This window comes from uncultured Psychromonas sp. (assembly GCF_947489755.1).
In the GTDB taxonomy this organism is placed as follows: Bacteria; Pseudomonadota; Gammaproteobacteria; order Enterobacterales; family Psychromonadaceae; genus Psychromonas.
This window is the reverse complement of the sequence record NZ_CANLFB010000011.1, coordinates 1-25733: the sequence shown is the minus strand read 5'-3', so window position 1 is coordinate 25733 and position 25733 is coordinate 1. Positions and strand designations below refer to the sequence as shown.

General features: G+C 35.4%; 22 protein-coding genes. 7 read left to right on the top strand and 15 right to left on the bottom strand.

Annotated elements, in window-relative coordinates; all coding sequences use genetic code 11:
- Positions 1-10 precede the first annotated feature (10 nt).
- From Q0794_RS08000 to Q0794_RS07990, 3 genes are read left to right on the top strand one after another with little or no spacing between them, the layout of a single operon-like run.
- On the top strand, positions 11-1888 hold the full coding sequence (locus Q0794_RS08000; RefSeq protein WP_298941211.1) for an AAA family ATPase: 1878 nt from the start codon (positions 11-13) through the stop codon (positions 1886-1888).
- 28 nt (positions 1889-1916) lie between these two features.
- A complete protein-coding gene (locus Q0794_RS07995; protein WP_298941210.1) occupies positions 1917-4271 on the top strand; it encodes an AAA family ATPase in 2355 nt (784 codons plus the stop codon).
- Positions 4272-4280: 9 nt separating this feature from the next.
- The gene (locus tag Q0794_RS07990) at positions 4281-5582 is read left to right on the top strand and encodes an McrC family protein (protein ID WP_298941209.1); all 1302 of its coding nucleotides are present in this window, start codon (positions 4281-4283) and stop codon (positions 5580-5582) included.
- 131 nt (positions 5583-5713) lie between these two features.
- On the opposite strand, the gene Q0794_RS07985 is transcribed toward Q0794_RS07990, so the two are convergent.
- The 13 genes from Q0794_RS07985 to Q0794_RS07925 form a co-directional block, all read right to left on the bottom strand.
- Positions 5714-6109, bottom strand: a complete 396-nt coding sequence (locus Q0794_RS07985) for a hypothetical protein (protein WP_298941208.1) — start codon at positions 6107-6109, stop codon at positions 5714-5716.
- 345 nt (positions 6110-6454) lie between these two features.
- Positions 6455-7192, bottom strand: coding sequence for a hypothetical protein (locus Q0794_RS07980; protein ID WP_298941207.1), 738 nt, complete (start codon positions 7190-7192; stop codon positions 6455-6457).
- Positions 7193-8066: 874 nt separating this feature from the next.
- The gene (locus Q0794_RS07975) at positions 8067-9512 is read right to left on the bottom strand and encodes an ATP-binding protein (protein WP_298941206.1); all 1446 of its coding nucleotides are present in this window, start codon (positions 9510-9512) and stop codon (positions 8067-8069) included.
- On the bottom strand, positions 9502-10158 hold the full coding sequence (locus Q0794_RS07970) for a response regulator (protein ID WP_298941205.1): 657 nt from the start codon (positions 10156-10158) through the stop codon (positions 9502-9504). The genes Q0794_RS07975 and Q0794_RS07970 overlap by 11 nt, the downstream gene beginning before the upstream one ends.
- A gap of 2 nt (positions 10159-10160) precedes the next feature.
- Entirely contained in the window at positions 10161-10826 is a 666-nt protein-coding gene (locus Q0794_RS07965) for a hypothetical protein (RefSeq protein WP_298941204.1), read from the bottom strand.
- On the bottom strand, positions 10813-11658 hold the full coding sequence (locus Q0794_RS07960; RefSeq protein WP_298941203.1) for an SDR family oxidoreductase: 846 nt from the start codon (positions 11656-11658) through the stop codon (positions 10813-10815). The genes Q0794_RS07965 and Q0794_RS07960 overlap by 14 nt, the downstream gene beginning before the upstream one ends.
- 9 nt (positions 11659-11667) lie before the next feature.
- On the bottom strand, positions 11668-13965 hold the full coding sequence (locus Q0794_RS07955) for an AMP-binding protein (RefSeq protein WP_298941202.1): 2298 nt from the start codon (positions 13963-13965) through the stop codon (positions 11668-11670).
- Positions 13962-14591, bottom strand: a complete 630-nt coding sequence (locus Q0794_RS07950) for a thermostable hemolysin (protein WP_298941201.1) — start codon at positions 14589-14591, stop codon at positions 13962-13964. The genes Q0794_RS07955 and Q0794_RS07950 overlap by 4 nt, the downstream gene beginning before the upstream one ends.
- Before the next feature lie 568 nt (positions 14592-15159).
- Positions 15160-15543, bottom strand: coding sequence for a GtrA family protein (locus Q0794_RS07945; RefSeq protein WP_298941200.1), 384 nt, complete (start codon positions 15541-15543; stop codon positions 15160-15162).
- Between the two features lie 5 nt (positions 15544-15548).
- On the bottom strand, positions 15549-16943 hold the full coding sequence (locus Q0794_RS07940) for a glycosyltransferase family 39 protein (RefSeq protein WP_298941199.1): 1395 nt from the start codon (positions 16941-16943) through the stop codon (positions 15549-15551).
- Positions 16943-17965, bottom strand: a complete 1023-nt coding sequence (locus tag Q0794_RS07935) for a glycosyltransferase family 2 protein (protein ID WP_298941198.1) — start codon at positions 17963-17965, stop codon at positions 16943-16945. The genes Q0794_RS07940 and Q0794_RS07935 overlap by 1 nt, the downstream gene beginning before the upstream one ends.
- Before the next feature lie 275 nt (positions 17966-18240).
- Positions 18241-19650 (bottom strand): ATP-binding protein, encoded by a 1410-nt coding sequence (locus Q0794_RS07930; protein ID WP_298941197.1) that lies wholly within the window; start codon positions 19648-19650, stop codon positions 18241-18243.
- A complete protein-coding gene (locus tag Q0794_RS07925) occupies positions 19647-20324 on the bottom strand; it encodes a response regulator transcription factor (protein WP_298941196.1) in 678 nt (225 codons plus the stop codon). The genes Q0794_RS07930 and Q0794_RS07925 overlap by 4 nt, the downstream gene beginning before the upstream one ends.
- Positions 20325-20924: 600 nt before the next feature.
- Between Q0794_RS07925 and Q0794_RS07920 the strand changes: the two genes are divergently transcribed.
- The 3 genes from Q0794_RS07920 (at position 20925) to Q0794_RS07910 (ending at position 23523) form a co-directional block, all read left to right on the top strand.
- A complete protein-coding gene (locus Q0794_RS07920) occupies positions 20925-21497 on the top strand; it encodes a hypothetical protein (RefSeq protein ID WP_298941195.1) in 573 nt (190 codons plus the stop codon).
- A gap of 136 nt (positions 21498-21633) precedes the next feature.
- A complete protein-coding gene (locus tag Q0794_RS07915; protein ID WP_298941194.1) occupies positions 21634-22530 on the top strand; it encodes a hypothetical protein in 897 nt (298 codons plus the stop codon).
- A gap of 114 nt (positions 22531-22644) precedes the next feature.
- Positions 22645-23523 (top strand): hypothetical protein, encoded by an 879-nt coding sequence (locus tag Q0794_RS07910; RefSeq protein WP_298941193.1) that lies wholly within the window; start codon positions 22645-22647, stop codon positions 23521-23523.
- Between the two features lie 94 nt (positions 23524-23617).
- Here Q0794_RS07910 and Q0794_RS07905 read toward each other — a convergent pair whose 3' ends face one another.
- Positions 23618-23794, bottom strand: a complete 177-nt coding sequence (locus Q0794_RS07905) for a Retron-type RNA-directed DNA polymerase (protein ID WP_298941192.1) — start codon at positions 23792-23794, stop codon at positions 23618-23620.
- A gap of 188 nt (positions 23795-23982) precedes the next feature.
- On the bottom strand, positions 23983-24423 hold the full coding sequence (locus tag Q0794_RS07900; RefSeq protein ID WP_298941191.1) for a PACE efflux transporter: 441 nt from the start codon (positions 24421-24423) through the stop codon (positions 23983-23985).
- A gap of 92 nt (positions 24424-24515) precedes the next feature.
- Between Q0794_RS07900 and Q0794_RS07895 the strand changes: the two genes are divergently transcribed.
- The gene (locus Q0794_RS07895; RefSeq protein ID WP_298941190.1) at positions 24516-25394 is read left to right on the top strand and encodes a LysR family transcriptional regulator; all 879 of its coding nucleotides are present in this window, start codon (positions 24516-24518) and stop codon (positions 25392-25394) included.
- The last annotated feature ends 339 nt before the right edge of the window (positions 25395-25733 follow it).

Sequence of the window (25733 nt, the reverse complement as noted above, 5' to 3'; positions counted from 1 at the left end):
AACAATAATAATGAGATTAAAATCACTATATATTAACGAGTACAAAAATTTAAAAAATTTAAATTTAACGTTGACTGATAATTTTTTAGAAGTGTTTGTAGGCAAAAATGGCTCAGGAAAATCAAATTTATTTGAAGCATTAATTGAGATTTTTAGACATATCTATGAATCTGAGATTAAGTATAGAGACAGTAATAGAAAAGAGATTATACCCGCACCCTTTAAATATAAAGTTGAATACGAAATTGATAAGTCTACAGTGTCAATTGAATATATTGGAGAGTTATTAACAACAAATTATGTTATTCCTCCTGAGAGCGACTACATACCATTCCCTGAGCATATACTTATGTATTACTCTGGCAAAAACAATAACATAGTTAAAATTTTAGAAAAGTATGAAAGCCGTTTTAGACGAGCAATAGGTAATGAAGATGATAATGACAGTAGCCGCATTTTTATTGGTATTGGATCAGAGTACAAGCACTTGTTACTTGCAACGATGCTGGTTTTACCGGAAGAAAATAAAGCTAGGCAATTTATATTTGATAAACTCGGTCTAGCTACTCAACAAACGTCTATTCAACTGACACTTACTCGCCCAAGTAAAACTTACGCAAAAGGCGCTCAGATTGATGACTTTGATCCAAGAACTCATTATTGGGGTTTAAAAGGGCGCTCTTTAGAATTTGTAAAAAGGCTTGAAAAATGTATTAAGGGTGAGTTTCAGCATCGAGAAATATATTTCAGAACACCACAACAATATGTTTTGAATATAGATATTGAACTATTCAGGAATGAATTTGAGAATGATGATGCAGGTCGCTTATTTAGTTATTTTGATAATTTAAAAGCGTTAGATATGTTGGCTGACATCAAAGCTGATATAACCCTCACTTGTGGTACTCAAGCAAGCTTAGACTTTTTTAGTGACGGGCAAATTCAGTCTGTTTATATTTACGGCATCAGCGAAATATTTAAAAATTATAATTGTTTAACTCTTCTTGATGAGCCTGACTCTTTTTTACATCCTGAATGGCAGTTTGAATTTTTAAGCCAAGTTAACGAAATTTCAGATACCGCATTAAAAACGAATCAAGTATTAATGACAAGCCATAGCGCTGTTACTTTAATTCCACATGAAACTAAAAAGATACGTTATATGGAGTTGAAGAATGAAAACTCGCTTTGCTTTGAACTACCAAAGCACGTTGTAGTACAGCGACTCAGTTCAAATTTAATCAGTTACTCTGAACATGAAAACTTACTATCTATCATACAAACCATTCAAACTACAAATAAGCCAATATTATTCACTGAAGGTAGTTCGGACCCCTATATTATTAATGAGGCATGGAGAAAGTTATATCAAGATGAAATGCCTTTCATTCCTTATTATGCCTTTAGCTGTACTTATATAAATCAATTAATTACAGATAATAGAATACATGGAGAGATGCAAGGTAAGCCCATTTTTAGCTTGTTTGATTTTGATAAAGCGTTTAATCAGTGGAATTCTTTGAACGGTTATACTTTAGAGTCAGATGTAAATAAGGGTTTGATAAAAAAGTGGGCTGAAGGAAACTCTTTTGCGATTATGCTACCGGTTCCTGTAAACCCAGATATCAGATCCCTTGTTATTAAAGACGAAGAAAAAGGAACAACTTGGGGCGGAGAGTCGAGTTGTGCGATAGAGCATTTATTTTATGGTTTAGATGCAACCAATCAGTATTTCAAAATTGAACGCTCTAGGGGAGATGGCCAAAATATTGCGTTTAACTACGATAAGATTAAATTTGCTAAGAATATAGTCCCTCAATTAGGCCCTGAATGCTTTGAGGTATTTAGGCCTATGTTTGATTTTATTAAGCAACAATGCGCTCAATAAACAATATAGATAAATATTAAGGGACAATATGAAAACCATAAAAAAGTACGATTTTGACGACCAGCAATTGGGAGTAGGGCGTCTTATTTTAGCTATAATGAAAAAGTATGTTGAAGAGAATAATCCTACATATGAGCAGTTACGGCAAGACTTTAAAGAGGTAGAGGAATACAGAACTAAAAGTAAACCCTTATATATAACTCTACAAGACTTAGAGCAAAAGAAAAAGCAAACTAATTATAATAAAAAACGCTTTTTTGAGTTAGATGATGAGTCTTTAAAGCTTTCAGATAACACCATTATTTACGTTAGCAATCAATGGAGTGGTAATGGAGACAAATCAAGTAGCACCAACAAGTTTATTAACTTTGTTAATTCTAAGTTCAATTATAAAATTACAGACGTTGTAGAACATAAGTCTATTAATGATTTATATAACGATTACCTTAAAAAGCCTAGCAATGGTTGGATCTCTGATTATGAGCGTTTTAGCGCAGAAGTGAAGCAAAGTTTAGGTGCTACTGCCTCCCGTTATGAAACTGATTTTATAGAAAAGCTATGGAAGTCTGAATCCAATGGAATTGCTAGTGTTAAGCCTGGGACTCTGAGTAATGATGAATACAAAAACCTTTTAGACGACTTGCCTGAAATTACGGCTTTGATATTCAAAGACCCTACTCCAAACACTTTAGGGGAAATATATAAATGGGCTGATGAAGCTAAAAAAGAGGGAAAGTTTAACACCATCAAGCGTGGTGTAATTCACAGAGTTTTTGCTGCTGCTGACCCAAAAAAATACAATACAATTTTGAATGTTGATGGTTTAAGAGCTTTTACGAAATACTTAAATGATGCTTTTAATTTAGGAATTAATGTTAGTTGGAATTGGGCTGAGTTAAATCAGGTTGTTACCGAAAAAATTAAAAGTAAGGTAAATAAACTTGAAAATGAGCTAGTTTTTAATACATTTATTTGGTGGCTGTTTGAAAAGCTAAGAACAGAAAGTGACGATGAAAGGTTATATATAGACGAAGATGAAATGGATTCTTCAATGGTCACTGAACGAAACCAAGCTAAACAAAAAGCGATAAACCTTATTTACTACGGCCCACCTGGTACTGGTAAAACTTTTACCCTTCAAAAGCTTTTAAAAGAAGAATACACAGAAATAGGAACTTCTGAAGAGCCTGAAGTTTGGCTTAACAATAAGTTGGGTGATTTAAGTTGGTTTGAAATCATGACACTTATTTTGCTTGATATAGATGAAGAAGTTTCAGTGACAGAAATTGTGAACCATGAGTATTTTACAAAGAAGTTAGCGCTTAATGGTAGAACTGCCAACATACGTCAGACAGCTTGGGCTGCCTTGCAAACTCATACAATTCAAGACTCAAAAACAGTTAAGTATGCCAAGCGCATTGAACCACTAATTTTTGATAAAAATACAGATAGCAAGTGGACTATTGTTGATAAAGAACATGAATTAATCGTTGGTTTTAGAGAGCAACTAAATGAGCTTAAAGCAGGGCCACTTGTTGAAGAAGAAATAAAGCGTTTTGAGTTTGTTACCTTTCATCAATCTTATGGTTATGAGGAGTTTATTGAGGGTTTAAGGCCAGTTACTAACGACGATGGCGATATAAGCTACGTTGTAAAACCTGGTATTTTAAAGCGCCTGTGTATGCGTGCTGAAGCTGATCCTAATCATCAATATGCATTAGTGATTGATGAAATTAACCGAGGCAATATTAGTAAGATATTTGGTGAGTTGATAAGCCTTATTGAAATAGATAAACGATCAGATAAAGTAGACAAACTTACAGTTACTTTGCCGTACTCAAACTTACCTTTTTCGGTACCTGGTAACCTCGATATTATTGGTACAATGAACACGGCTGACCGTTCTTTAACTCATATAGATATAGCGTTAAGACGCCGTTTTGAATTTAAAGAGCTAAGAACTGACTACGCATTAATAAGCGATAATGTAGATGGTATTAACTTAAGAAAGCTTTTATTTACTATTAACAAACGGATAGAGCTTTTATTAGATAGAGAGCATATTATTGGGCATGCTTTATTAATGAAAATAAAGAATTTAGCAGGTCTTAAAAAAGTATTTATCGCTAATATCATGCCGCTAATGGAAGAGTACTTTTTTGATGATTGGGATAAAATTAATAAGGTATTTAATGGCAACGGATTTGTTTCAGAGTTAAAAGATGCTCATACAACTTGGCTTGGTGACTCTGATGAGTATGTAGCCAAGTCTTACTATGTAGACCGTAAAGCCTTTAGCAAGATTGAAAATTATACAGCGGTTTATCAACATATTGATGACAAAAATTTTGCCGCGATTTTTTATGGACAAAAGCAAAACTAAGGAAGGTTTATGCGTACATGGTCTGTTTATGAATTTTCTCGCTTGTATAAAAGTAATATAACTAAATATGAGGGTGATCATTTAAACCTAGAACACTCTCAATTTGAAGCGCTCAAACAGTTATTAATTTGCAGTGAGGCAGACCATGATAAGTTATTTAGGTATGGATTTGAAAAGCGCCAAGAGGTATTGGTTTGTCAAAACTACGTTGGTGTAATTTGTTTACCTTGTGGTGATCAAATTGAAATATTGCCTAAAACACATCGAAAAAGCGTATATGCTGAGAGTGATGAAAGTATTAGCAGGAACCGCTCTAACCTCATTAAAATGTTAAAGGCAACGCGTTATTTACCAGGTAAGGTTGCCGAGAATGCATCGTTAGATATGACGAAAATGCCATTACTTGATGTATTTATTCAATTGTTTTTGCAAGAAGTAAGCTTATTAATTAAGCGTGGTGTTGCAAGGCAATATGAAACGCATGAAAGTAATGAGCCTTTTATTAAAGGTAGAATATTGGTTAGTCAGCAAATCAGGCATAACTTAGTTAATAAACACCATCACTTTATAGCCTTTGACGAGCTGACAACTAATCGCCCTGAAAACCGATTAATTAAAAGTGCATTGTTCTGGTCGCTCAAGCGCGTGACAGCAAAAACGCAACACCTTTGCAGAGAGTTACTATTTCACTTTGAAGAAGTAACAAGCTCAAAAGCTATTTGGCAGGATCTCAATGCTTGGCAACGGGGCAGACATTTGTCTCACTATGAAGCGATTAGGCCGTGGATAGAGATGATTTTTAAAGATCAAAGCCCTACATCGGTAAACGGTTCAAAAAGCATGTTGTCTATATTATTTCCTATGGAACGCGTATTTGAGGATTACGTACCAATTTGTCTGAAAAAACAATTCCAAAAATATGACATAAAAACACAAACCAGCAGTCAATACTTAATAAGCCATACGCCTAGCGACAGTAAAAAATGCACTAATGATGGCAAGCTTTTCCAATTAAAGCCTGACTTACATATTCAAGCAGAAAATAAATTAATTATTGGTGATACAAAGTGGAAGGTGATTGATGAAAACTTACCTAACAAAAAGTATGGAATAAGTGAAGGCGACATGTACCAGATGTTGGCCTATAACCAAACTTACCAGAAGGGTGAATTAGAACCCGCAGTGATTTGGCTGATCTACCCTATGACAGCTAAGTTTTTAAAGCCTTTACCTGATTTTATTTTTGATAACGGGCTTACACTCAAAGTATTACCATTTGATATTGATAAGTCGGAGTTATTTACTAAGTAGAAAAAATGATTTTGATAATATTGTTCAAAACATCTGTGCTTTATCAAATCACTTAGTGTTAGTTTCGCTTACATGGCTATCAAGTAAATCCTTGATAGCCGATAAAATTTTTACGATGACAAGTTTATTTTTTAAATTAACTCAAATGCCCTAGCAAAAGGTTGTTGATCTTGATGAAAGCGGACATGGCCTTTAGACTTTAATGGTTTGGTTCGTTGCGTAAATGGCTTTGCGATATACCCCCAATTACCTTTTTTTGAAAAATAGATAACAAAGTCGATATCTGCTTCCCCCCATAGATTTTCAACCACGGTATTTTCATTACTACTTTCTAATGTTTTTATTTGAATACGATAATGTTTTTGTCCATCGGCAATAAGTAGATCGGTTTTCATACCATGGTCAATGAGTGGTTGATAAACTTCCCATCCATCATTAAGTAGCCAACTAGCGGCAAGTGTTTCGTAAGAGATATTTTCGTAGTGCTTTACAGCTGATTTTTTAGGTGCTTGGTTTTTTACTGGCATAGTGATTCCAATTTAAAATTGATGCCGTATGCCAGGTAAGGGCTTCCTGTTTACGGGCCGAACTTGCGTATCGCAAAGTCCCCAATTTCAAATCACTATATAGCGTATGCTTATATCGAATGTTAATGGCGGCCAGCCATGAGATTTCTCGGTATGGAGCTTGTCTCATTAATAACATCTAGGTAGTTCACCTGTGAGATGTATGAACATTTAATGTAATAGATTTTATAAATTAATTCAAATTTAATAGCCATATTATTAATATCAGAAATTTACTTCAAATATGACTATAGATATTTATATTATTATATAAAGTTACACACTATTTTTGCTATTTGCTATTTGCTATTTGCTATTTGCTAAAAGGTTATTAATTTCTGTAATAGTTTGGTTTTTATGCTGTTCTAATTCACTGATAATTATTAACAGTTGGTTCCAATATCGCTTTAAGAAATCCTGTTTATTAAAGTCTATTTTTAGTGCTGAAAATTGTTGAAGAACATCATCCATTGTTATTTTTATTTTACCATTAGTGCATATTTGACAGCCATATCCAACACACTTAGGGCAGATAATTGTATTTTTAGATTTTTCATCCGCATACTTATCAAGCTTCTTCTGTAGGTCAAAAATTATTTGTTTCAATTGTTCAGCTCTGTAGCTATTTTGATCGTAGATCTGTTCAATTTGTAGCTCATAGTTTGTTTGAGCAGCTTTATTTTGCTCTGCGGATACACCATATTTTTTATATAACGACTTAATTTTTTGTTGTTGTATAACAAGTGGTTTATCGATTAGCATTTGCATAATGATTATTGCAAATATATCTGGGTGCCGGAGTCCTGCAGCTCTGCAGTAGTGTTCTATTTGTTGAATTAATTGACATGCACTTATTTCATCATTCTCAGAGTACATTGTTTTAATTATTAATATGCCAAGTTTATGTGTGCTATTAGCAGAATCAAGCAATGCATATAATTCATTACGTTTTAAATTATCAATTCTGGCGCTATAACGATGGTTATTCAACGATACTGATTTTGCAGAATTTAATGTGATAAGCAATTCTATTGGACGACACATAAGCAACCTTAATATTAAGTTAAATAATCTAAAAATGTTATTTCATTAAAGTAGGATGACATAAAATAAACGTTAATTGAAATCGAGTATTTTAAGCAAATGGTATAGGTGTTATTTCATTGGTATAGCTTTAAATTATATCTATACCGGCTGTAGAGCATGGTATTAATAGAGTTATTATTGAAGTGGTATAGGTGGTAGTGCTAGTTTTAAATAAATAAGATTTATCTGATCTTTCTTTTTAATTCGAAAATTAACTGTTTTATGTAATAACAATGATCATTTTTAAATCGATGACTTTTTTAAAATGTAAGATAATTTGTAAGACGTTTATATTTTTACTTTTATTAAGTATATTTAAATCAATAACTTAAAAACTCTGATCTAATGTCTTGTTCGCCACATTAAGTACCGAGCAGGTACGAGGAAGACCCGCAACACCTTGTAAAATAAGGTTTGCGGGTTTTTTTATGTCCGCGAACATCCGAACAGTTCGCTGGAATCTACAAAAAATGTAAGTCCATTTGTAAGACGATGTCAGTTTATTAAAAAGGCTCTTACAATAATGGCTAAAGCATCATTTACCAATACTCAAATCAACCCTGCTAAATGAATTCAGATATTACGTGATGGCTGGGTTTATCGTTAAAAGTTACCTGCTACCAATACTAAATGACCGACGCATTTGTTGTTTCTTACTCGGAAAGGAGAAAGAGAGCTGTTTTCTATCTCGTTCTGGGGCACAAACCGAGATAGGAAATATGGTTTATTTCATTCTAAATTAGTGGCCAAAATCGCTTAGCCACAACAGAATATAAATATGAGCTTATATTCTTTAATGAATGAATTAGAGCTAACAACTTCCTTTTCCAGTCTAACTTTCCAACTTATAGTTTGCTTCGCTAGCAGGTAATGTGATTTTAAATGTGTTGTTATGGTTTACTTGATAAGGCAACAGCTCAATTTTACCTTGGTGTGATTTTATAATATCTAATACAATCGACATGCCAAGCCCTGCGCCATCTCCTTTCCCTGTTTCTCCCCTGAAAAACTTTTCGAACATATTTTCTCGGATATTATCTGAGATACAGCCTCCGTTATCACTTATTTCAACTTCTATCGTCTGTTGTGATGGCGAGTAAGTCTGTTTAATTATGATCTCTGAATGTTGACCGGAATAGCGGATAGCGTTATCAATAATGTTATTAAATAAAATACTGAGGAAGGTCGGTTCTCCTTGTGTAAATAGTTTACTTTCAGACTCAAAAATAAGTTCCTGTTGTTGTTTCAAGGCAATAGGCGCGAGGTTTGCGATCACCTCTTGAATTAAAAGTGTTGAGTCAACAGGATTAAATTGCAACTGTTTTTGCCCTTCAACACGCGACAGCATTAACAGTTGTTGAATAAGCCGGTCAGTTCGATCAATTCCCGCTAATATATGATTTAAGTCGTTATCTAATTGTGCTTTGTTTTGGCTGTTTAATGCATTTTCTGCATTTAACCTTAAAACGGTAAGAGGCGTTTTGAGTTCATGCGCGGCGGTGCGAGTTAAGCGCCTTTCTCGTTGCCAAGCATTATCTAATTCATTGAGTAAGTAGTTTAATTGAGAGACTAAAGGTTGTAGCTCAAGTGTTGGGGTGATGACCGAAATCTCATCTAAATGATTTACACTACGTTGTGAGATGGAGAGGCGCAATTCATCAATCGGCTTGAGCAGTTTATTAATCAGCCAAGTAAGTATTATTGCGAGTGTCGGAATTAAAAAAAGTAACGGTAGGGCGGTCGACATAGCAATTTCATTGACCAACTCTTCTCGAATGGATTGTCGCTCTGCAACAATCAAATAAATGGTTTTATTTTGCTTGGTTAAAGTCAGTTGAAAATAGCGCCAAGTTTTCTGATTAACCGTGGTAAATGCAAAACCATCTTTTCCTTCTTTTCCTAAAAACTGGGCTGGCGCCCCTTGTGATTTTAACACTATTTTATCATCGATATAAAATTGAAAGAGAATATTTTGTTCGTAAGGGTGCCCGTAGGGAGTTACCGAATCGTCATCGCTTGCAAAGCGTAAAATATCGCTGATACGATCATCATAATGTAGCGTTTTATCATTATTTAACGCCTCTATTAAAGTCGGTGCACTGAGTGCAAGTATCTTGGAAGATTGTCCAAGACGAGCATCATAAACTTCATCGATTTCAAGGCTAGTTTCATAGAAAATGAATGACCAAGAAAGCAGGATTAGTAGCGAAACAGAGAGTATGCTTGAAGCGATTAAACGCTTCTTGATGGAGAAAGGAAAGTTCTGATTATTTTTCAATGATATACCCTACACCACGAATGTTTTTAATAAAGCTATTGTCGATTTTCTTCCGTAAATTATGAATATGGACTTCAATGGTATTATCACTCGGTATCTCATCCCATCCATGTAAACTTTGTTGTAATTGCTCTTTGCTGAGCACTCTGCCTGCTTTGGTTAATAATGTGGATAAGAGTTTAAATTCATTTTTAGTGAGCTTAACCGGTTGCCCCAGATATTGTACATCATTATTTACTAAGGATATTTGTAGGCCATTGAGTTCGATGGTGGACTCTACGTTACCTGAGACACGGCGAATTAATACACGAAGTCGCGCTAAAAACTCACGTAATGAAAAAGGCTTAACTAAGTAATCATCAGCCCCTCCATCAAGCCCCTTAACGCGGTCATCGATATCATCGCGAGCAGTAAGTATCAAAACCGGTAATTCATGCCCAGCATGTCGAAGTTGGCGTAAAACGTCTAAACCATCAATATCGGGTAACGTTAAATCAAGAATAACGGCCAAAAATTCTTCAGTGCGTAACGTTAACTCAACTGGTTTTCCTAGCTGTAACCAATCGACGGTATATCCATGTCGAGATAAGGATTCCAGTATCGATTCGCCAAGCATTAGATCATCTTCGACCAATAATAACCGCATTGTTACATTAACTCCTCTAGCTTGCCTTGTATCTCTTGTTGGCGACCTTTATCTGCAAGGGGACGGTTTGGTCGTGGAATCGCTTGTTGTGCTTTTTTAAAGTATTTTATCGCTTCGGTTTTTCGACCATCTTCACGTAAAAAATCAGCATAAAAGTAGTTGCTATCAATACCATCGGGATTAACGGCTAATGCTTTTTGTAACATTATTTCTGCTTTATCATCACTACCAAAACCTATTGGCCAGCCTGGTACTTGGTAGTATAAAGAGCCCAAACTAGTATACGCGGAACCATTAAGTGTAGTTGGCTCATCGGCAATGACTTCTTCAAATAAAAGCTTTGCTTGTTTCACTAATGATAAGGCACCTAGGCCTCCTTTCGCACCTGCTAAAGAGCTTTTATTGATCGCAAGCCACACTTTGAGTTCATTATTTTTTGGATTAACTGACAGAGCTTGTTCATTATCTTCGATAAGATGCTGGAAGCAATTTTCTTTACTCTCTGTGTTTATTATTTCATATTGGCAAGCTGCCCACTGATGCTGGATATTCAACAAACTCTGATTAGACGCATTGGCCACAAAAGGAATGCTTAAAAAGGTGATAGTAATACCCAAAATGCCTGTTTTCATCACATTAATGGTTTTTATAAACTTAAATGCTTTCATGTTGATCTCCTTGAGTAACTGCACTGTGGGCTTGTGTTTTATTTAAAAAAGTATTAATCGTAGCTTGTTGCTTATAAATCGCAGAAGAAACCAAACTTGGAAAAATCTGATTTATTCTTGCAAATAACTTTTCTGGCCAGCCAATCCAGCGTGTTTTTATTTCTTTGTGCAGCACTTCTAATACATTTTTAGCAACAACTTCTGGTGTATCAGTCTGGTTTCCAAGTTGTTTGTTGAGTTTGTTTACTTGTGAATCATTTAATGTTGTTTGAGTGGCTCTTGGCGCTAAATAAAATACATTAATACCTGTGCCTTTTAGCTCGCGTTGCAATGCTTCACTAAAACGGTGTAACCCTGATTTAGCCGCGCAATAACTGCTATAACCCGGATAACCGATGGAGCCAAAGGTCGACCCTATGTTGAGGATAAAACCGGGACGATTTAGCCAACCTAATGCCAATTTACTGAGGATAATTGGGCTTGTTAAGTTAATCGTTAGCTCGTCAACGATGGATTGTGTATCACGATCAGAGAGCCGCGAAAATTGATTGCAACCTGCATTATTTATGATCCCATCAATATGAATACCTTGTTGAAACCATGTGTCACATTGCTTATTAATAGAATCTAAGCCAGCCGATTTACTGATATCACAAACAATCATGCGATGTTTACTTGCGTTGTCTAAGCTCGCTTTAAGTTGTTCAAGTTTAGAATAGTCACGACCGATTAAAACCAAGTAGCAACCTGCTTGTGCAAGTTCTTCTGCAATTGCATTCCCTATTCCACCTGAAGCACCAGTCAACATGATGACTTTTTGTTGTAGCTGCATAAGTGATCCTTAAGCGACTTGCATATTATGAATTGGCGCAGATATGGTAAGTTGTGCCAGCATTTTTCCATATAAGTTAAACACCATATTGGCCCCCTCTATTACGGCTTGTTGATCATCGATATCAGTGATGTTGTTCATCAACGACTCAAATAATTTGATATGCTCTTGGTCTAGTGTGCTGTGAGAGGTTAAATAACTCATTGCTGAATCAGGTAAGCCAAGGGTTTCTTGTACTAGTGATGCGATATTTCCACCTACACTGACGCTGGTACCTTCTAATACCCAGACCATGCCAAAAAATGCCATTGGATTACAACGATCAATTTGGTGATAAAGGTAAGCCACCATCAATTCGATAGCCTCACATACTTTACCTTGTTGCTGGTTGTTACGAACAAGCTCAGCATTTTCTCCACAGGCATTTATGTCATTTAATATCCACTCGTGATGACCTTTTTCCTCTTCGATATATTCGCCAAGTGCGCTTCGTAACCATTCATAATGTTCGGGTAATCTTCCTCCGCAAGCCATCAATAGCGGTACAGTGTGTTTCACATGGTGGTAAGCCTGGGTTAAAAAGCTCGTATATAAGGGTAATGAAATTTGTTTTTGTTGGCAGGCTGCAAAAATAGGTGCTTGATACATTGTTTGTTGTGCATCAAGTGTTGCGCTTTTAAGTTTTTCAAAAAAAGGTGTTGGTTGGTTCATGGCTTTTTCCTTTAAATTACAGTTCTGTAAATTGTTGTCTGCATGACGTATATCAATAATGGTTAACTCATTTTTCACCTGTGGACTTAACTGATTTTCTTTACTTAATTGTTCGGTTTTGTTTAAAAGTCCGTTAAATTCAGAACGTCGAGGTCGACCGTTACTGGTTAATAAATTGAGGTAAGTGACAAAGTCGTTACAGACAATTATTTTTTTAATGGATGCGTAATCTGGATTTTGTTGATTGAATATCTGAACCGTTTTAATAAGGTCACTTTGTGGAATCTCTGCATTTGCAATAAAGGCTGTTAATTGGTCATTTTTATCACCCAGTACCACTATTTTTTGCAGTTCAGGATAAGCCTGTGCTTCTGACTCTATCCATTCTGGGGAAATGTTTCGTCCAAAAGGGGTGATCACGACATTCTTTTTACGCCCATTGATATGTAGGAAGTCATCTTTATCTAAATAACCAAGATCGCCGGTGTGAATAGATTTCTCTGTTAACGGTTGCCCAAGGTAACCAAGCATATTTGCACCACTAACCAATATTTCCCCATCAGGGGCAATGCTGACTGTACAATGAGCCAATACTTTTCCACAACTGCCTATTTTATTTGAATGTGGGCTATTCAAACTTACTACTGAACCACATTCTGACAAGCCATAACCTTCATAAACAGGGATGCGCTGACTACGCGCTTTCTTTATTAATGCGCTGGCGACACGTGCACCGCCCACCGCCACAAAGCGTAATGCTTTAATCAACTCAGGGTTAATTACTGAAATATGAATAAGTGCCATCAGTAAAGCAGGCGTCAACACTAAACTCTGTGGATGAAATTGCTTCAGAGCTTGCATAAATAGTGCAATATCAAACTGGCTTGAACCTATTAAACCAACCGATTTACCCTCTTTAATGATGCAAGTTACACCGAGTAATAGTGGGACATATAATCCGGTTATATTTTCTAGCAAAGTAGACAAAGGTAACAAGACTAAATGACGAGAAGGTAGAGTGCTTTCAGAGAGGGTATCCGCTAATGTTTGTGTCACTTGTTGCAAGTGTAGCTGGCTTAAACAAACGCCTTTGGGTTGACCCGTAGAGCCTGAAGTAAAAGTGATTTTTGCGGTTTTATTTAATATCGTTTCATTTAATGGTGATGTCTCTATAGATTGCGGAGTAACAACGATAACAGGCATTCCAGAGAGCATTGATTGTTGCTGCTGATGGTGTTCAGGCCAATCACCAATTAGTAGGTCGATATTAGCTGAACTTAAAATATGGGTTACTTGCTGTTGAGTAAAAAACAGCGGTACGGGGACAATAGCTATCTTTGCGAGTAAACAAGCAAGGTCAATAATAGCCCAGTCAATGCTATTTTCAGCGCGTAGTGCAATACACTTTACATCAAGGGCTAATAAAGCATGTTTAGTCGCTATTATTTCTGACCAGAGTTGGTGATAATTGATCTGTTCGTTAGTTTTTCCATTAACTATTTTATCATCCGCTTCATGATAGCGATCACCTATCAAAGCTATTTTTCTGGGGGATTGCTCGGCAAGTTTTTGTATGGTCTCAAATAACGTTTTCATGCTTGTGCTACCCACTTTGAATTATTGCTTCTGTGCAGTGGACGCTGTAATAATTTCTGTAGCCCTTCCTTGAGGTTTCCTGCTGAAACTTTAGGGCGGTGGTGGTAATAGGTTCCCCATTTATCTTGAGTATCTGAAATTTGACCTGAGTTTGCATGTGCTAATATAGTTGGCTCTAAACCCAAGCGACACATCATCGCGTATAATGGATCGGTTGCGGTAAAAATGCACCATTCATAACCTAATGCGACAAGGTGCTCTGCCATCAGCATAAAATGCATGGGTGACATGCCACGAGAAAAAGAAGCTAACTGCCCAAACTCAATTAACTTCTGACGTTCGATAGTTTGACCAAATTCTTCGCCCATCAGTTGCTCTGCTGGTGCATCTAAATATTGCTCTAAAAATAGGGGGGCATCACTAGCTACTCGATAACCACATGTTGATAGTAATTGTTGGTGTTGGTCATAAATAGCAACAAACATTGGCATAAACTCATCGATATGAGCATTAAATGCCTGCTCATAACGTGATTTTATATAAGATTCAACATCACTTCTGCAAGCATGATCTTTATCTATAATCTGTAACTTAACCTGCTTTCTTGAATTAATTGCTGTCATCATCTTGTTCCTATTTTTATCTGTTGAAATAACAATAGGAAATGAAACTTAATGGAAACTTAAGAAAGTCTGTGTATTTTTAGTTTTGGGGAAGATTGTGCTGGGGTATTGGCATTATTTGGACGAGCTAACGCCTGTTTTTACTTCGGTGAGGTTTTATAATATCTAACGTAATCGACATGCCAAGCCCTGCACCATTTCCTTTCCCTGTTTCTCCTCTGAAAAAATTATCGATCATTTTTCTCGGATATTATCTGAGATGCTGTATCCATTATCACTTATTTCAACTTCTATCGTTTGCTTGATTGGACTGATTTTTTAATCAGCATAAGGATTTGTGATTGTCGAGGCGCACTATTGTTTTATGTTTTTAAATCAAAAGGCGTACCGAACTAATCACTACTTAAATTCTTAACTATCTCATCCTTTTGACACTATTTATCGGTCTGGTTTAGGTGTAGATATGTGAATATAATTGGCATATTAGCGGAGCGTTCTATCTCACTTTGGGGGCGAAAGTGAGATACAAATATTAAATCAGATCGTCCAATAAATAAGTTAACTCCAAGTGCTAGGATTCTCTGTAAACAAATTTATCACTCAATATAAAATTACTGATTGTTCCTGCAATTACTCCTCCTATAAATGCTATATGAATAAAATGAGGCTGTGGTAAAACGGAAGTTAAAAGGTAAAAAAACGCTATATTGGGTAATAGTGAGCAAAGAGAGCTAACAAAAGCTCTTCTAAGTTGTTTATATATTGGTAATTGCTTCCGCTCTTGAAAAGTAAAGGTGCGATTTCCATACCAAGTAACTAACACTGCAAAAGTAAATGCTGTCATTCTAGCGCAATACATTTCGATACTCATTACGTCAAATAAGAACCAAAAAACACTGGCGTCAATGCAGAATGCAATTGCGCCAATGGTTAAAAAGCAGAATTTTTTATTCATTGTGACTATTCATTGTGACTATTCGAACAAAAATACAGAGAGCGCTTTTTATTTTTAGCTTCGAAGCGACAGTCATTTAATATTTTCATATTGTTTTTGATTTGATTATTAGCGGTCACAATGTAGAAGGGTGCCGTTGTTGGTTGATTTTCTTCCGTCCATATTTTAGCTTGCCCCTGGGTGTAAAATCGTCCCGAAAAGCTGTATTTATCAAGATAATATATTGGAAATTTCTTGTTGGTTGCTTCTATTAAGCCAACATCACTTTTTGCTTCAAATATTGGTTTTCCAAAGACTAATAAGCCAATAACAGCAACAGGCACAAAACAACTGATGATTATTTCGCTTCTACTTAATGATTGCTTCCCCGATGCTAATAACAGAGCCATTGCTGGCAAACCGGGTAATACATACATAGGTAAAATATTACCCGACAATGTAAATAATAACATGGGTGAAACTAACCAACAGATCAAAAAAGTATGCCAGCTTTTACTTTCACTATTTGCAAACAACATTTTCTGATTTGACCTTTTGATTAACCGATACAAGAGAACCAAAGACCAAGGAAATGCGGTATATAGCCAAAACAACCAAATCATACCTCTAGGTTCATCATGTGCATTACCGTAAAGATCTCCATTCCACCCACTAACAGTGAACCGAGACCAATGCTCACCAACTAAGAAATAATGAAGAAAACCTGGCGTAGTGTGTTCGGCAATTACGTACCAAGGACCAGCAATCATTAACGATAATAATAGCCCTGAAACAATCGGGATACGTAACCAAAATTGTTTTGCTCCTTCTACTATTCCATAATTAATAATGATCCAAGGAAGAATCGATAAGCCAATCAAAACAATAATAAGTGGCCCTTTAATGAGGAGCCCTAGGCCTATTCCAATAAACCCTAAGTAAGCATGTTTTTTACTATGACTTTGCCATCCGACATAAAAACCAAACATGGATAAAGTCATTGAAAGAGTTAACAATGAATCAGTCATAATCGTACCGCTTGCAATATAAAAACCGGTACAAGTCAGTAAAATTAACACACTCAGTAATGGCGACATGCGTTTTCTATCAGCAAAATAACCGACAATGACGAGTGTCAACATGCCACTGATAAAATGAGGAAGACGTAATGAAAATTCATTTATTCCCAACATTTTTCCGGATAATGCACTTACCCAGGTCTGCATAGGGGGCTTACCCCAAAAAGGCACATCATAATTAAATAGAGGTGTGATCCAATTATTGGTTTCCACCATCAAACGGGCCATTTCTCCATACCTTGCCTCTGTAGTATCCATTAAAGGATATAACTGGAGTGAGGCTAATCGAATGAGCATGATAATGGAGATAAAAAGGGTAATGCGAATGGACAATTTCTGCATTATATTACCTCCTTTCGAGAGGATGAAATTGAAACGACCTTACTCGTTTCTGCTGCTGCTTTATTCATTTCAGACGCTACAATAAATCGAGGTCGGTTTTTAACCTCGTTATAAATTCTTCCTACATAAGCACCTATTAAGCCAATCGAAAGTAGTTGTACCCCTCCTAACCCTGTAATAGCCACGATGATGGTAGGGAACCCCGTCACCGTTTCACCTAAAATGAATGTTTTTAAAATAGTAAAGAGAGCGTAAAAGAATGATCCACTAGCAATTGCTGCTCCAAGGTAGGTTGCTATTTGTAATGGTTTTGTACTAAACGACGTTATACCATCCATTGCTAAGGCGAGTAATTTTTGTAACGGCCATTTTGACTCTCCGCTAAATCGTTGGTCTCTATCAAAACGTAAAATAACTTGATTAAATCCAGGCCAAGCTAATAAACCTTTCATATATATATTTTTTTCGCGTAGCTGAATTAACTCGTGCACGACTTTTTTATCTAATAACCTAAAATCACCCACATTTTCAGGAATATCACAATCTGCCAAACGGTTAATCGTTTTATAAAATAAAAACGCAGAAACCTTCTTAAACAATGATTCTCCATGTCTTTTATTACGCTGCATGCAAACAACATCGGCTCCTTCTTTCCATTTATCAATCATAGAAGGGATCAATTCTGGTGGATCTTGCAAATCTACATCAATGATAATAGTGAAATCGCCATCAGCTTTACTTAACCCTGCCGACATAGCGGCTTCTTTACCAAAATTTCGACTTAAATTAATTAACGTAAAGTCATATTCTAAATTAGTTAAGTTCTCAATCATTTGAATTGTTTTATCATGGCTGCCGTCATTCACATAAATGACGTGAACTTGAAAATCTAATAATTTTACAACTTGATTTAACCTAGAGTGGAACTGGGTAATTACATTTTCTTCGTTATAAATTGGCACAACAATAGAGCAAGACCCTGCACTTTTCTGTTTGGTACCTGTAGAGGTATATAAGATCATAGAAATTTTCCTAAGTTAAGATAGGAAATACTATTTCATGGAAGACTTAAGGTTCACTTAATATAAACTGAAGGTTTAATATAGATAATCTTAGTTCCGGATAAAAACGATACAACACCGCTATTTAAGCGAATTTATGCATTAAATTATTTCCCAATAACCCGTTATTACTTCAATAATTCGCTGACCTAGGCAAAGCTAACGGCAGTGGCTAATCAAAAAATATAGCCTTATGATGTGAAATATAAACCCGCTTTCATTAACCAGAATTGAGGTTAAGTAAATAGCACATCAAAAGTAATCGTTTTTTGGGCTAATGTAACTTTAATATCTGCATCAATCGCATTACAAAGAGACGCTACAATAGCCAAACCTAAACCAAAACTTTCACTAGAACTACGTGAAATATCTTTTTGCCACATAGGTTCAAACATATTTTCTAAATCTTCAACAGACAATGCTTCAGATACTTCATTAGAGATTGATACGCGAGGTAATTGTCCCACTGATGCTAAAGTAAATAATACTGTAGAGTTTTCAGGGCTGTATTGGATAGCATTGTTAATTAAGTTTTTTAAAATGGTTTCAACTGCAAATAAATTATTTTCTAAAGGGGGGAGATCTGTTTGCAAATCTAAAGTTATGCGACTTTCATAAGGTACATATAGTGAATGGATAATTTGTTGATAATCAAAAATATCATCCTTAGGGAGTCCATTACCGGATAACTTATTGAGTAATAAAAGATTTGATATCACATCTTTTAAACGCCAAGAAATACCTAACACTTGTTGTGGGTAATCAATTTTAGCTATTTTATCTTGAGGAAATTTAATAACCACTTCAGTCAGGTTAATCAATTCGGTAATAGGGGTTTTTAATTCATGTGCGATGTCTGACGTTAACCGTTTTTCTTTTTCATATAAGGTTTTATTCTTATCAATAAAACTATTAATACTATCTATAAACGGTACTAATTCTATCGACAAATTTTTATTTGATAACTTTAAATTATCATCGCTTATTTTGATTTTTTTAAGCTCACTATTTAGTTCATTTAATGGAATTAAACCTCGATCTACCTTATTTCGCACCACATTTACCACTAAAAAAACAACAACAAATGTCGCCAGAACAAACAAAATATCTAGAAAAGTTAATATACTTTCTGTTTCTTCTGTAGAAGCCGCATAAGCTAAGACTATGGTAGGTTGGGTAGCACCCGTTTCTTTTAAATGGGCATAAAATGCATCTCTTTTGGCAGTATCGATTTGTGCTTTAAAAGCATAATAAATAATTAACCCGTCACGCCCATCAGGTAACTGGGCCTCAATAATTTTCTTTTTACCTTCCAATAAAGGCACAAAAGGTAAACTACTATTTAATTGAAAACCTAATGAGTTTGATTTTTCAAAAACGTCATTACCTCTCCATAACTGAAAATATTCGGCGTTATTTTGTGTTTCAAACTCAGGCATGAATTCACCAGAGAATTCAAATTCAACACCTTTCTCATCTTCTGAGACTAACGCAACAAGTAATGAAGCTTTACTCGTAAGTGATTGTTCAAACTCTTTATCTACCCAATTATCGAGTACTACATCTATAATTAGCATCACTAAAGCAAAAACAACAGAAAGTGAAATCGATAGACTTTTAACTAAATTATTTCTGATAGACATCATAACGTTTGATCAACCATGTAGCCAAAGCCACGCTTATTAATAATTGGTAATATTCCACCGGCTGCTTTTGCTTTTTTCCTTGCTGAGGATAAATGAGCCTCTATTGTATTTTTAGACATAGAATCATATTGCCCTACGACATATTCACTCAATTTCTCTGGTGAAAAAACGAGTTTTTTTTGCTTAAAAATACATTCAATTAGCTTATATTCATTTGGTGTTAAATTAATATTTTTCCCATGGAATGACAGCGTAAATAATTGAGTATTTAAAATAAAATCATTAACCTTAATAATATTTTCATCTATTACCAAAGCTCCTCTTCTAGATAGGGTTTGTAAACGGGCGTGTAATTCATCAAAAGAGAACGGTTTCGCTAGATAATCATCGGCTCCCGAGATTAAACCTTCAATTCGGTCTTCAGTCTCTCCCCTAGCTGAGAGAATCAGCACTTTTAATTCACTCTTTTTACGCCTAATTGTTTTTAATAAGGTTAAACCATCAACACTAGGTAACATAAGGTCTAAAATCATAAGATCATAATCTCCCATTGTCGCCATTGTTAACCCTTCAGCGCCATCACCTGTTGTATCTACAGTAAACCCTAAATTCCCCAATCCCATTTTTAGACTATTTCTAAGTGATTCAGAGTCTTCAACTAAGAGTAATTTCATGCAAATAGCCTCGTGATTTTTTGTAAAATTCAATTATGCACTACAAGTCTTAAGTTTTACTTAGGAGTCACATTCTTTTTCTTTGCCATTCTCATTATTTTTAGGCTTATAATGAGTTGTCGAGTTGCTAAACAGTAAATCATACTATCTATTAAGCACAATTAAATGAAAGGCCACTAAATCCTACCTTTGTTATGTTCATTTCCCTACAATGCAGCCAGAAGTCTTATTTACTTTATGAAGCTGTCGTAAGTAGCTTGTGGTGCTCAAAGCGATTTAAGTTTTTATGTTATTTTGAACGTTCTGCTACCTACATTATCATCAAAATAGCACTTAACATTTTAACGAAACGATACATGTTTCATCTTTTATTTTGGTGTCCTTATAAGCAGTGTCTTATTTTGATGTATTTCCACCGTAATTATTGCAAACTGCCGTGTTTTATCATGATGTAAACTTCATTTATCACTTGTAATTTATTGTTTTACTGTAGAAGTGGCGTAATATAAATCTATTTTTAATATGTTAGCTACTGCGGTCTTTCATCCTGAAAGGCGACATTTTGTAAGCTAACATGCTGTTATAACACACGAGGTAACTATGGAACTAATTAGCTCTTTTGCAACGCTTATTGGTTTAATTTGTAATTTTAAGTCTGAAAGGCGTACAGCATCAGATGATGAATATAAAGAATTCATGGAATGGTTAGAGACTAAAAGGCATAAAGATGTAATTAATGAAATACATTCTAACCATTTGCTAGGGATAAGTATCAAAAGCTTGTTAGCGAGAAACCACGATGCAATTTTGCAAAAGTTAAATCAGCTTGATAGCTCTTTAATCGAATTAGCTTCACAAATTGAGGGGTTTACAGATGTCGCAGCTGCGATATCTCCACATGCAGGTTTATCTGAGCAAGCTTTTTCAATACTGAAACAATTTGATCTTTCTGGTGGGAGTGTGTTCCTAGAAATCAAAGATTCGTCTGGGAATTGTTATCAAGTAATGGATGCTCAAGGTAGTATTGAAATCACCGATGCTCGATTTATTGATGACGACTTAGATAAATTATGCCGTTTAGGTTTATTAATCCCTGATCGTAATAAAAGTGGTGGTAGGTTGTTTAGGCTTACAAGAGCAGCCGTAAAACTGGTAGAGCAAGCAAATATGTAAGTTATAACAAGACAAATTAATTAGACGCATAAACGGTTGTCATCGTTTTTGCTAGAACAAAAAAGAACAAAAAAGAGCAAAAACAACGCCAACCTATTCGCTGTTGTTTGTGGCGTTATATCTCAGGAGTACTTTTGTGAAAAAGGATATTTTAGTTAACGAAGTCTTTGAGAATATAGATCAAGAGCTAATAAAGAAAGGGATCCCTATTACATCTAGATATATGGAGGCTATAGGCGATGTAAGCCGATATTTTAATAATGAACGGATTCCTATTTCACCTAACTCTTTATTACCGGAAAATGATTTCGGGAATCAACTATGTATATGGCTACATCAATGGTATGACCATAAATATGGTGATAATCAAAAATACAACTCTGATTTGGGATTCTTGTATCATAAAATACGAGGTGATTTATGGTTCTATCGAGTTCCTGAGTTTTATGGGTGTTGCAATTTTTTTATAAGTAAAAAATTAGAGGACACAGGTTGTGATAATGAAACGAATATCCTCAGAATGTCACCTAAGATGACACAAGTATATATTGACTCTTTGAATGAAACTGAGTGCATTGAAATTTCTATTTCTTTCCAATCCGCTCTTGATGCTTTCCAAATATTAAATGGTTGGAGGCTTGTTAAAATTCCCTATTATCAAGCTATTCGAGCTGATTTGAAAACTATAACAATACAGCTTGATGTTCATATATCAAACTTTGGCCAAGTAAGGTGGGCATATATGCAATGTGCAGAGAAAATATTGAAGTCATGGTTGCTAAAAGCTGGCTTAACTGAGAAAGAGCTAAGAAATCAAAAGAAATTTGGGCATAAAATAGATAACCTTGTAAATGCATTTAACGAATACTATGTGGAAAAGGTGTCTACTCAAAACTTGGACTATATAACTTGTGGTGCTAATGCTAGGTATGATGATAATAGCTACGAAAGTGAAGATATCGTCAAGGCTCAAAAGTGGTTATTTGATATGGTCAAGGCAATTGATTTTAAGCCGTCTTTAGCGACGAGATAACAAGAGCTTTAAACGGAACTAAAACAGTTGGTTAGGTTTCGCTTCGCTCCACATTATAACCAACTATTTTAGTCCGCTTAAGCTGGCGTTATTTTCTCATTGGTACAATTAAGTATGAAGAGTTCAATAAAAGAAGACTGGAAGATTTTTGAGGAAACAGTTGCTCAAATTGAGAAAGTACTGTCTCCGAAAGGAGCTGTTGTTAAATCCCCAGATCGAATTACTGATCTAGTAACTAATCGGCAACGTGAAGTCGATGCTTCAATTCGTTATTTCGATAAAAATACGCCAGTGCTAATTACTGTTGAGTGTAGAGATAGAAAAAAAGTCCAAGATGATATGTGGATTGAGCAATTAGTTACTAAACAACGGAAAATTGGAGCAATCAAAACAATTGCTGTCTCATCTAAAGGCTTTACTAAACCCGCGCAGATAACTGCGAAAGAGTTTGGGATCGAGTTAAGAACCTGTGAAAAAGTTAAAGATGAGCAAATTTTGGCTATGCTCGATGGTTTAAGTTTTTCAGTTATTTCTACATTCAGGCATATTGATGAGTTACATCTTCAAGTTGAAAATGAAAATAAGCCAAGTGGTTTGGTGAAGCCTCATATGGATGCTGAAATGGATAAATATCAACATGACGCAGTGATAGCATATACCGGTGCTGCTGATAAGGAAATTAAGCTTAAAGATTTACTGGACCTCATGGATGATTCAACAGTTTCTGAAGAAGATAAAGCCCGAAAGGTAAAAGGTGATACTTTAACTCTTAACATAGAGATGGATCCTGGCTATTGGTATTATCCTGTGGGAGAGTTGAGATACGGAATAAAAAAAATTCGTCTGAAGCTCCGTTTTGAAAGTAATACAGATACTATACCAATAATTAGTGTCTCTAATTATAACAAAGGAAAAACTACTGTAGCTCAAATGGTTAAAGCTAGTTTGCGGTTAGATAATGAGACTAGTGCACATATTTCATTAGTTAGGTAGTTGTTGTAAGTACTAATATATAATCGGGTAGCCGGAGGTATCTAACCCAGCCCCCACACCACCCTGAATGCGGCTCCGCACAGGGCGGTTCATCTTATGATGAATAGTGAATATTAATCCACAAGTCCTTTAATGACATCAAACCTTGTCTGGCTAAAAACTCATTACTGATCGTTATATTGATCACTTTAGTTTTCGAACTACAATAAGGTCCTTTGCTGGTGATCCCAAAGGAAATAGCTAAACGTTCACTGACACCTAGTTTGATCAATTAACTCGTTCCCACGCTCTGCGTGGTAATGCATGAGGAATGATAAAGTATTGGGTATCTACTAGTTAATCGAAATTAAATCAAAGGTTTAGGATGTAAAGTCGTTGGGTGTCCAGCAACTTTCACAGCAACTTTCATTACTCTAAATCAGTAGCGAAATACTTTCGAGCGAGTAGAAATCTTAGCTTCTACTCGTATTTATTTGTTTTACTGTAATGAATAATATATGTAATCCGTGCACGAATTAGGTCATAACACCAATTAAAAATGATGGCGTATATTAAGAAGAAAAGTACAAGCCCTATATCCATAATAAATACTGTCCAGAAATCTAACTGTAGCACCCACATCATAAGCGGAAGAGTGATAATCGTTAAGCCTAATTCAAAAATTAATCCATGGAATATTCGCATTTTAAAAGAACGGTTAATACGCTCACTGCCAAATTTATGGTCAAAACCTAAGTTGTATATATAATTCCAGCACATAGCAATTAATGACAAGCTAATTGCTAAACCTGTCGCTGAAGAAAATTCCACATCGGTGAATAATCTAGTAGCAGAAATCATAAAGCATAAAGCAATCACTTCAAATAATATGCTGTGGATAATACGTTCTTTCGTATTCATGTTTAATTTCATTTTTTGTTTTGTGGGTGTTGAGATGTATAGTAATCATTTATTATGAAAGAATGTAGTTAGTTACTATCAGGAAAAGTGATATGTATAATTTAGAACAACTGAGAATGTTTGTAGAAACTGAAAAATCAGGTTCATTTTCGGCATGCGCTCGCAAGTTGGGTAAAGTCCAATCTGCTGTCAGCCAGGGCATAGGAAATCTTGAAATAGAGCTTAATACGACATTATTTGATCGTACTAGTCGTAAGCCTTCTTTAACCCCTCATGGGAAAAGATTATTGCCATTTGCCGAGTCCATCCTACAGCAAACTTATGAACTTAATTCTGTGAATGATTCATTAAATCTATCTCATGAAACTCAGATAAGAATTGCCGTCGATGATGCATTACTCCCTTTAATCACGGATCTGATGAATACCTTTGTAATGCACTTTCCTAGTACTTTATTAGATCTTTTAACCGTTTCAGCATCCGATGTATTAACAATGATTCATTCTGGTCAAGCCGATTTAGGGTTAATGTTTTCGAATGGTGATTTTCCACAAGAAGTCGATTTATGTTATGTCGGCAGCTTACCTTTTAATGGTGTTGTAAATCCAAATCATCCATTGGCAAGCTTAGATAAAGTCACGGTTTCTGATTTGATGCCTTACCGTCAATTATTGATTAAAGGGCTTGATGGAAAAAGTTCAATGCACTCGCCTATGATATCTTCACATATATGGTGGGGAAGTTCATTTCATGCAATAAACACTATGGTGAAAGAAGGTTTAGGGTGGAGTTACATACCTGCCTTTATCGCAGAAAAATATGAAAAGAATGGCGATATGGTACGTATGAACCTAAGTTTTGACCATAAGCCTTGCCCAGTTCAAGTTGAACGTGTCATGGCAAAACAAAAAACGATGGGGCCTGCATTAACATGGTGGGCTGATGCTGTCACTCATTTACTCGATAAGTAACACTTAATGAAAGTTTCTTGTTTACCACTTTTTAAGCACCCAAGTCTAATGATTATGTAATCTAAATATTTTGGTAAACTGATATGGCTACTCTCGAGGGTATTGAGTAATAAACCATACCTTTTTAAGTCGCTTCGGGGCACAAACCGAGGCAGGAGTGTCTAACAAGTTCTCGTAAAATATAGCCAAATAGACTAATCCTCGATAACATAAAAAGCTGAGGATAACGTGATGATCTATAATAAAAAGCGACCCAAATGGATAATGCCGATCAGTTAAGAAAATTAGTTGATTTTTAGCTGAAGAAGATCAAAATCCTATGACTCAAAAGGTCATGGG

Bases quoted from the DNA above. Each gene is read 5' to 3' on its own strand.
- Q0794_RS08000 (WP_298941211.1), top strand. From the start codon at position 11: ATGAGATTAAAATCACTATATATTAACGAGTACAAAAATTTAAAAAAT.
- Q0794_RS07995 (WP_298941210.1), top strand. From the start codon at position 1,917: ATGAAAACCATAAAAAAGTACGATTTTGACGACCAGCAATTGGGAGTA.
- Q0794_RS07990 (WP_298941209.1), top strand. From the start codon at position 4,281: ATGCGTACATGGTCTGTTTATGAATTTTCTCGCTTGTATAAAAGTAAT.
- Q0794_RS07985 (WP_298941208.1), bottom strand. From the start codon at position 6,109: ATGCCAGTAAAAAACCAAGCACCTAAAAAATCAGCTGTAAAGCACTAC.
- Q0794_RS07980 (WP_298941207.1), bottom strand. From the start codon at position 7,192: ATGTGTCGTCCAATAGAATTGCTTATCACATTAAATTCTGCAAAATCA.
- Q0794_RS07970 (WP_298941205.1), bottom strand. From the start codon at position 10,158: ATGCGGTTATTATTGGTCGAAGATGATCTAATGCTTGGCGAATCGATA.
- Q0794_RS07965 (WP_298941204.1), bottom strand. From the start codon at position 10,826: ATGAAAGCATTTAAGTTTATAAAAACCATTAATGTGATGAAAACAGGC.
- Q0794_RS07960 (WP_298941203.1), bottom strand. From the start codon at position 11,658: ATGCAGCTACAACAAAAAGTCATCATGTTGACTGGTGCTTCAGGTGGA.
- Q0794_RS07955 (WP_298941202.1), bottom strand. From the start codon at position 13,965: ATGAAAACGTTATTTGAGACCATACAAAAACTTGCCGAGCAATCCCCC.
- Q0794_RS07950 (WP_298941201.1), bottom strand. From the start codon at position 14,591: ATGATGACAGCAATTAATTCAAGAAAGCAGGTTAAGTTACAGATTATA.
- Q0794_RS07945 (WP_298941200.1), bottom strand. From the start codon at position 15,543: ATGAATAAAAAATTCTGCTTTTTAACCATTGGCGCAATTGCATTCTGC.
- Q0794_RS07940 (WP_298941199.1), bottom strand. From the start codon at position 16,943: ATGCAGAAATTGTCCATTCGCATTACCCTTTTTATCTCCATTATCATG.
- Q0794_RS07935 (WP_298941198.1), bottom strand. From the start codon at position 17,965: ATGATCTTATATACCTCTACAGGTACCAAACAGAAAAGTGCAGGGTCT.
- Q0794_RS07930 (WP_298941197.1), bottom strand. From the start codon at position 19,650: ATGATGTCTATCAGAAATAATTTAGTTAAAAGTCTATCGATTTCACTT.
- Q0794_RS07925 (WP_298941196.1), bottom strand. From the start codon at position 20,324: ATGAAATTACTCTTAGTTGAAGACTCTGAATCACTTAGAAATAGTCTA.
- Q0794_RS07920 (WP_298941195.1), top strand. From the start codon at position 20,925: ATGGAACTAATTAGCTCTTTTGCAACGCTTATTGGTTTAATTTGTAAT.
- Q0794_RS07910 (WP_298941193.1), top strand. From the start codon at position 22,645: ATGAAGAGTTCAATAAAAGAAGACTGGAAGATTTTTGAGGAAACAGTT.
- Q0794_RS07900 (WP_298941191.1), bottom strand. From the start codon at position 24,423: ATGAATACGAAAGAACGTATTATCCACAGCATATTATTTGAAGTGATT.
- Q0794_RS07895 (WP_298941190.1), top strand. From the start codon at position 24,516: ATGTATAATTTAGAACAACTGAGAATGTTTGTAGAAACTGAAAAATCA.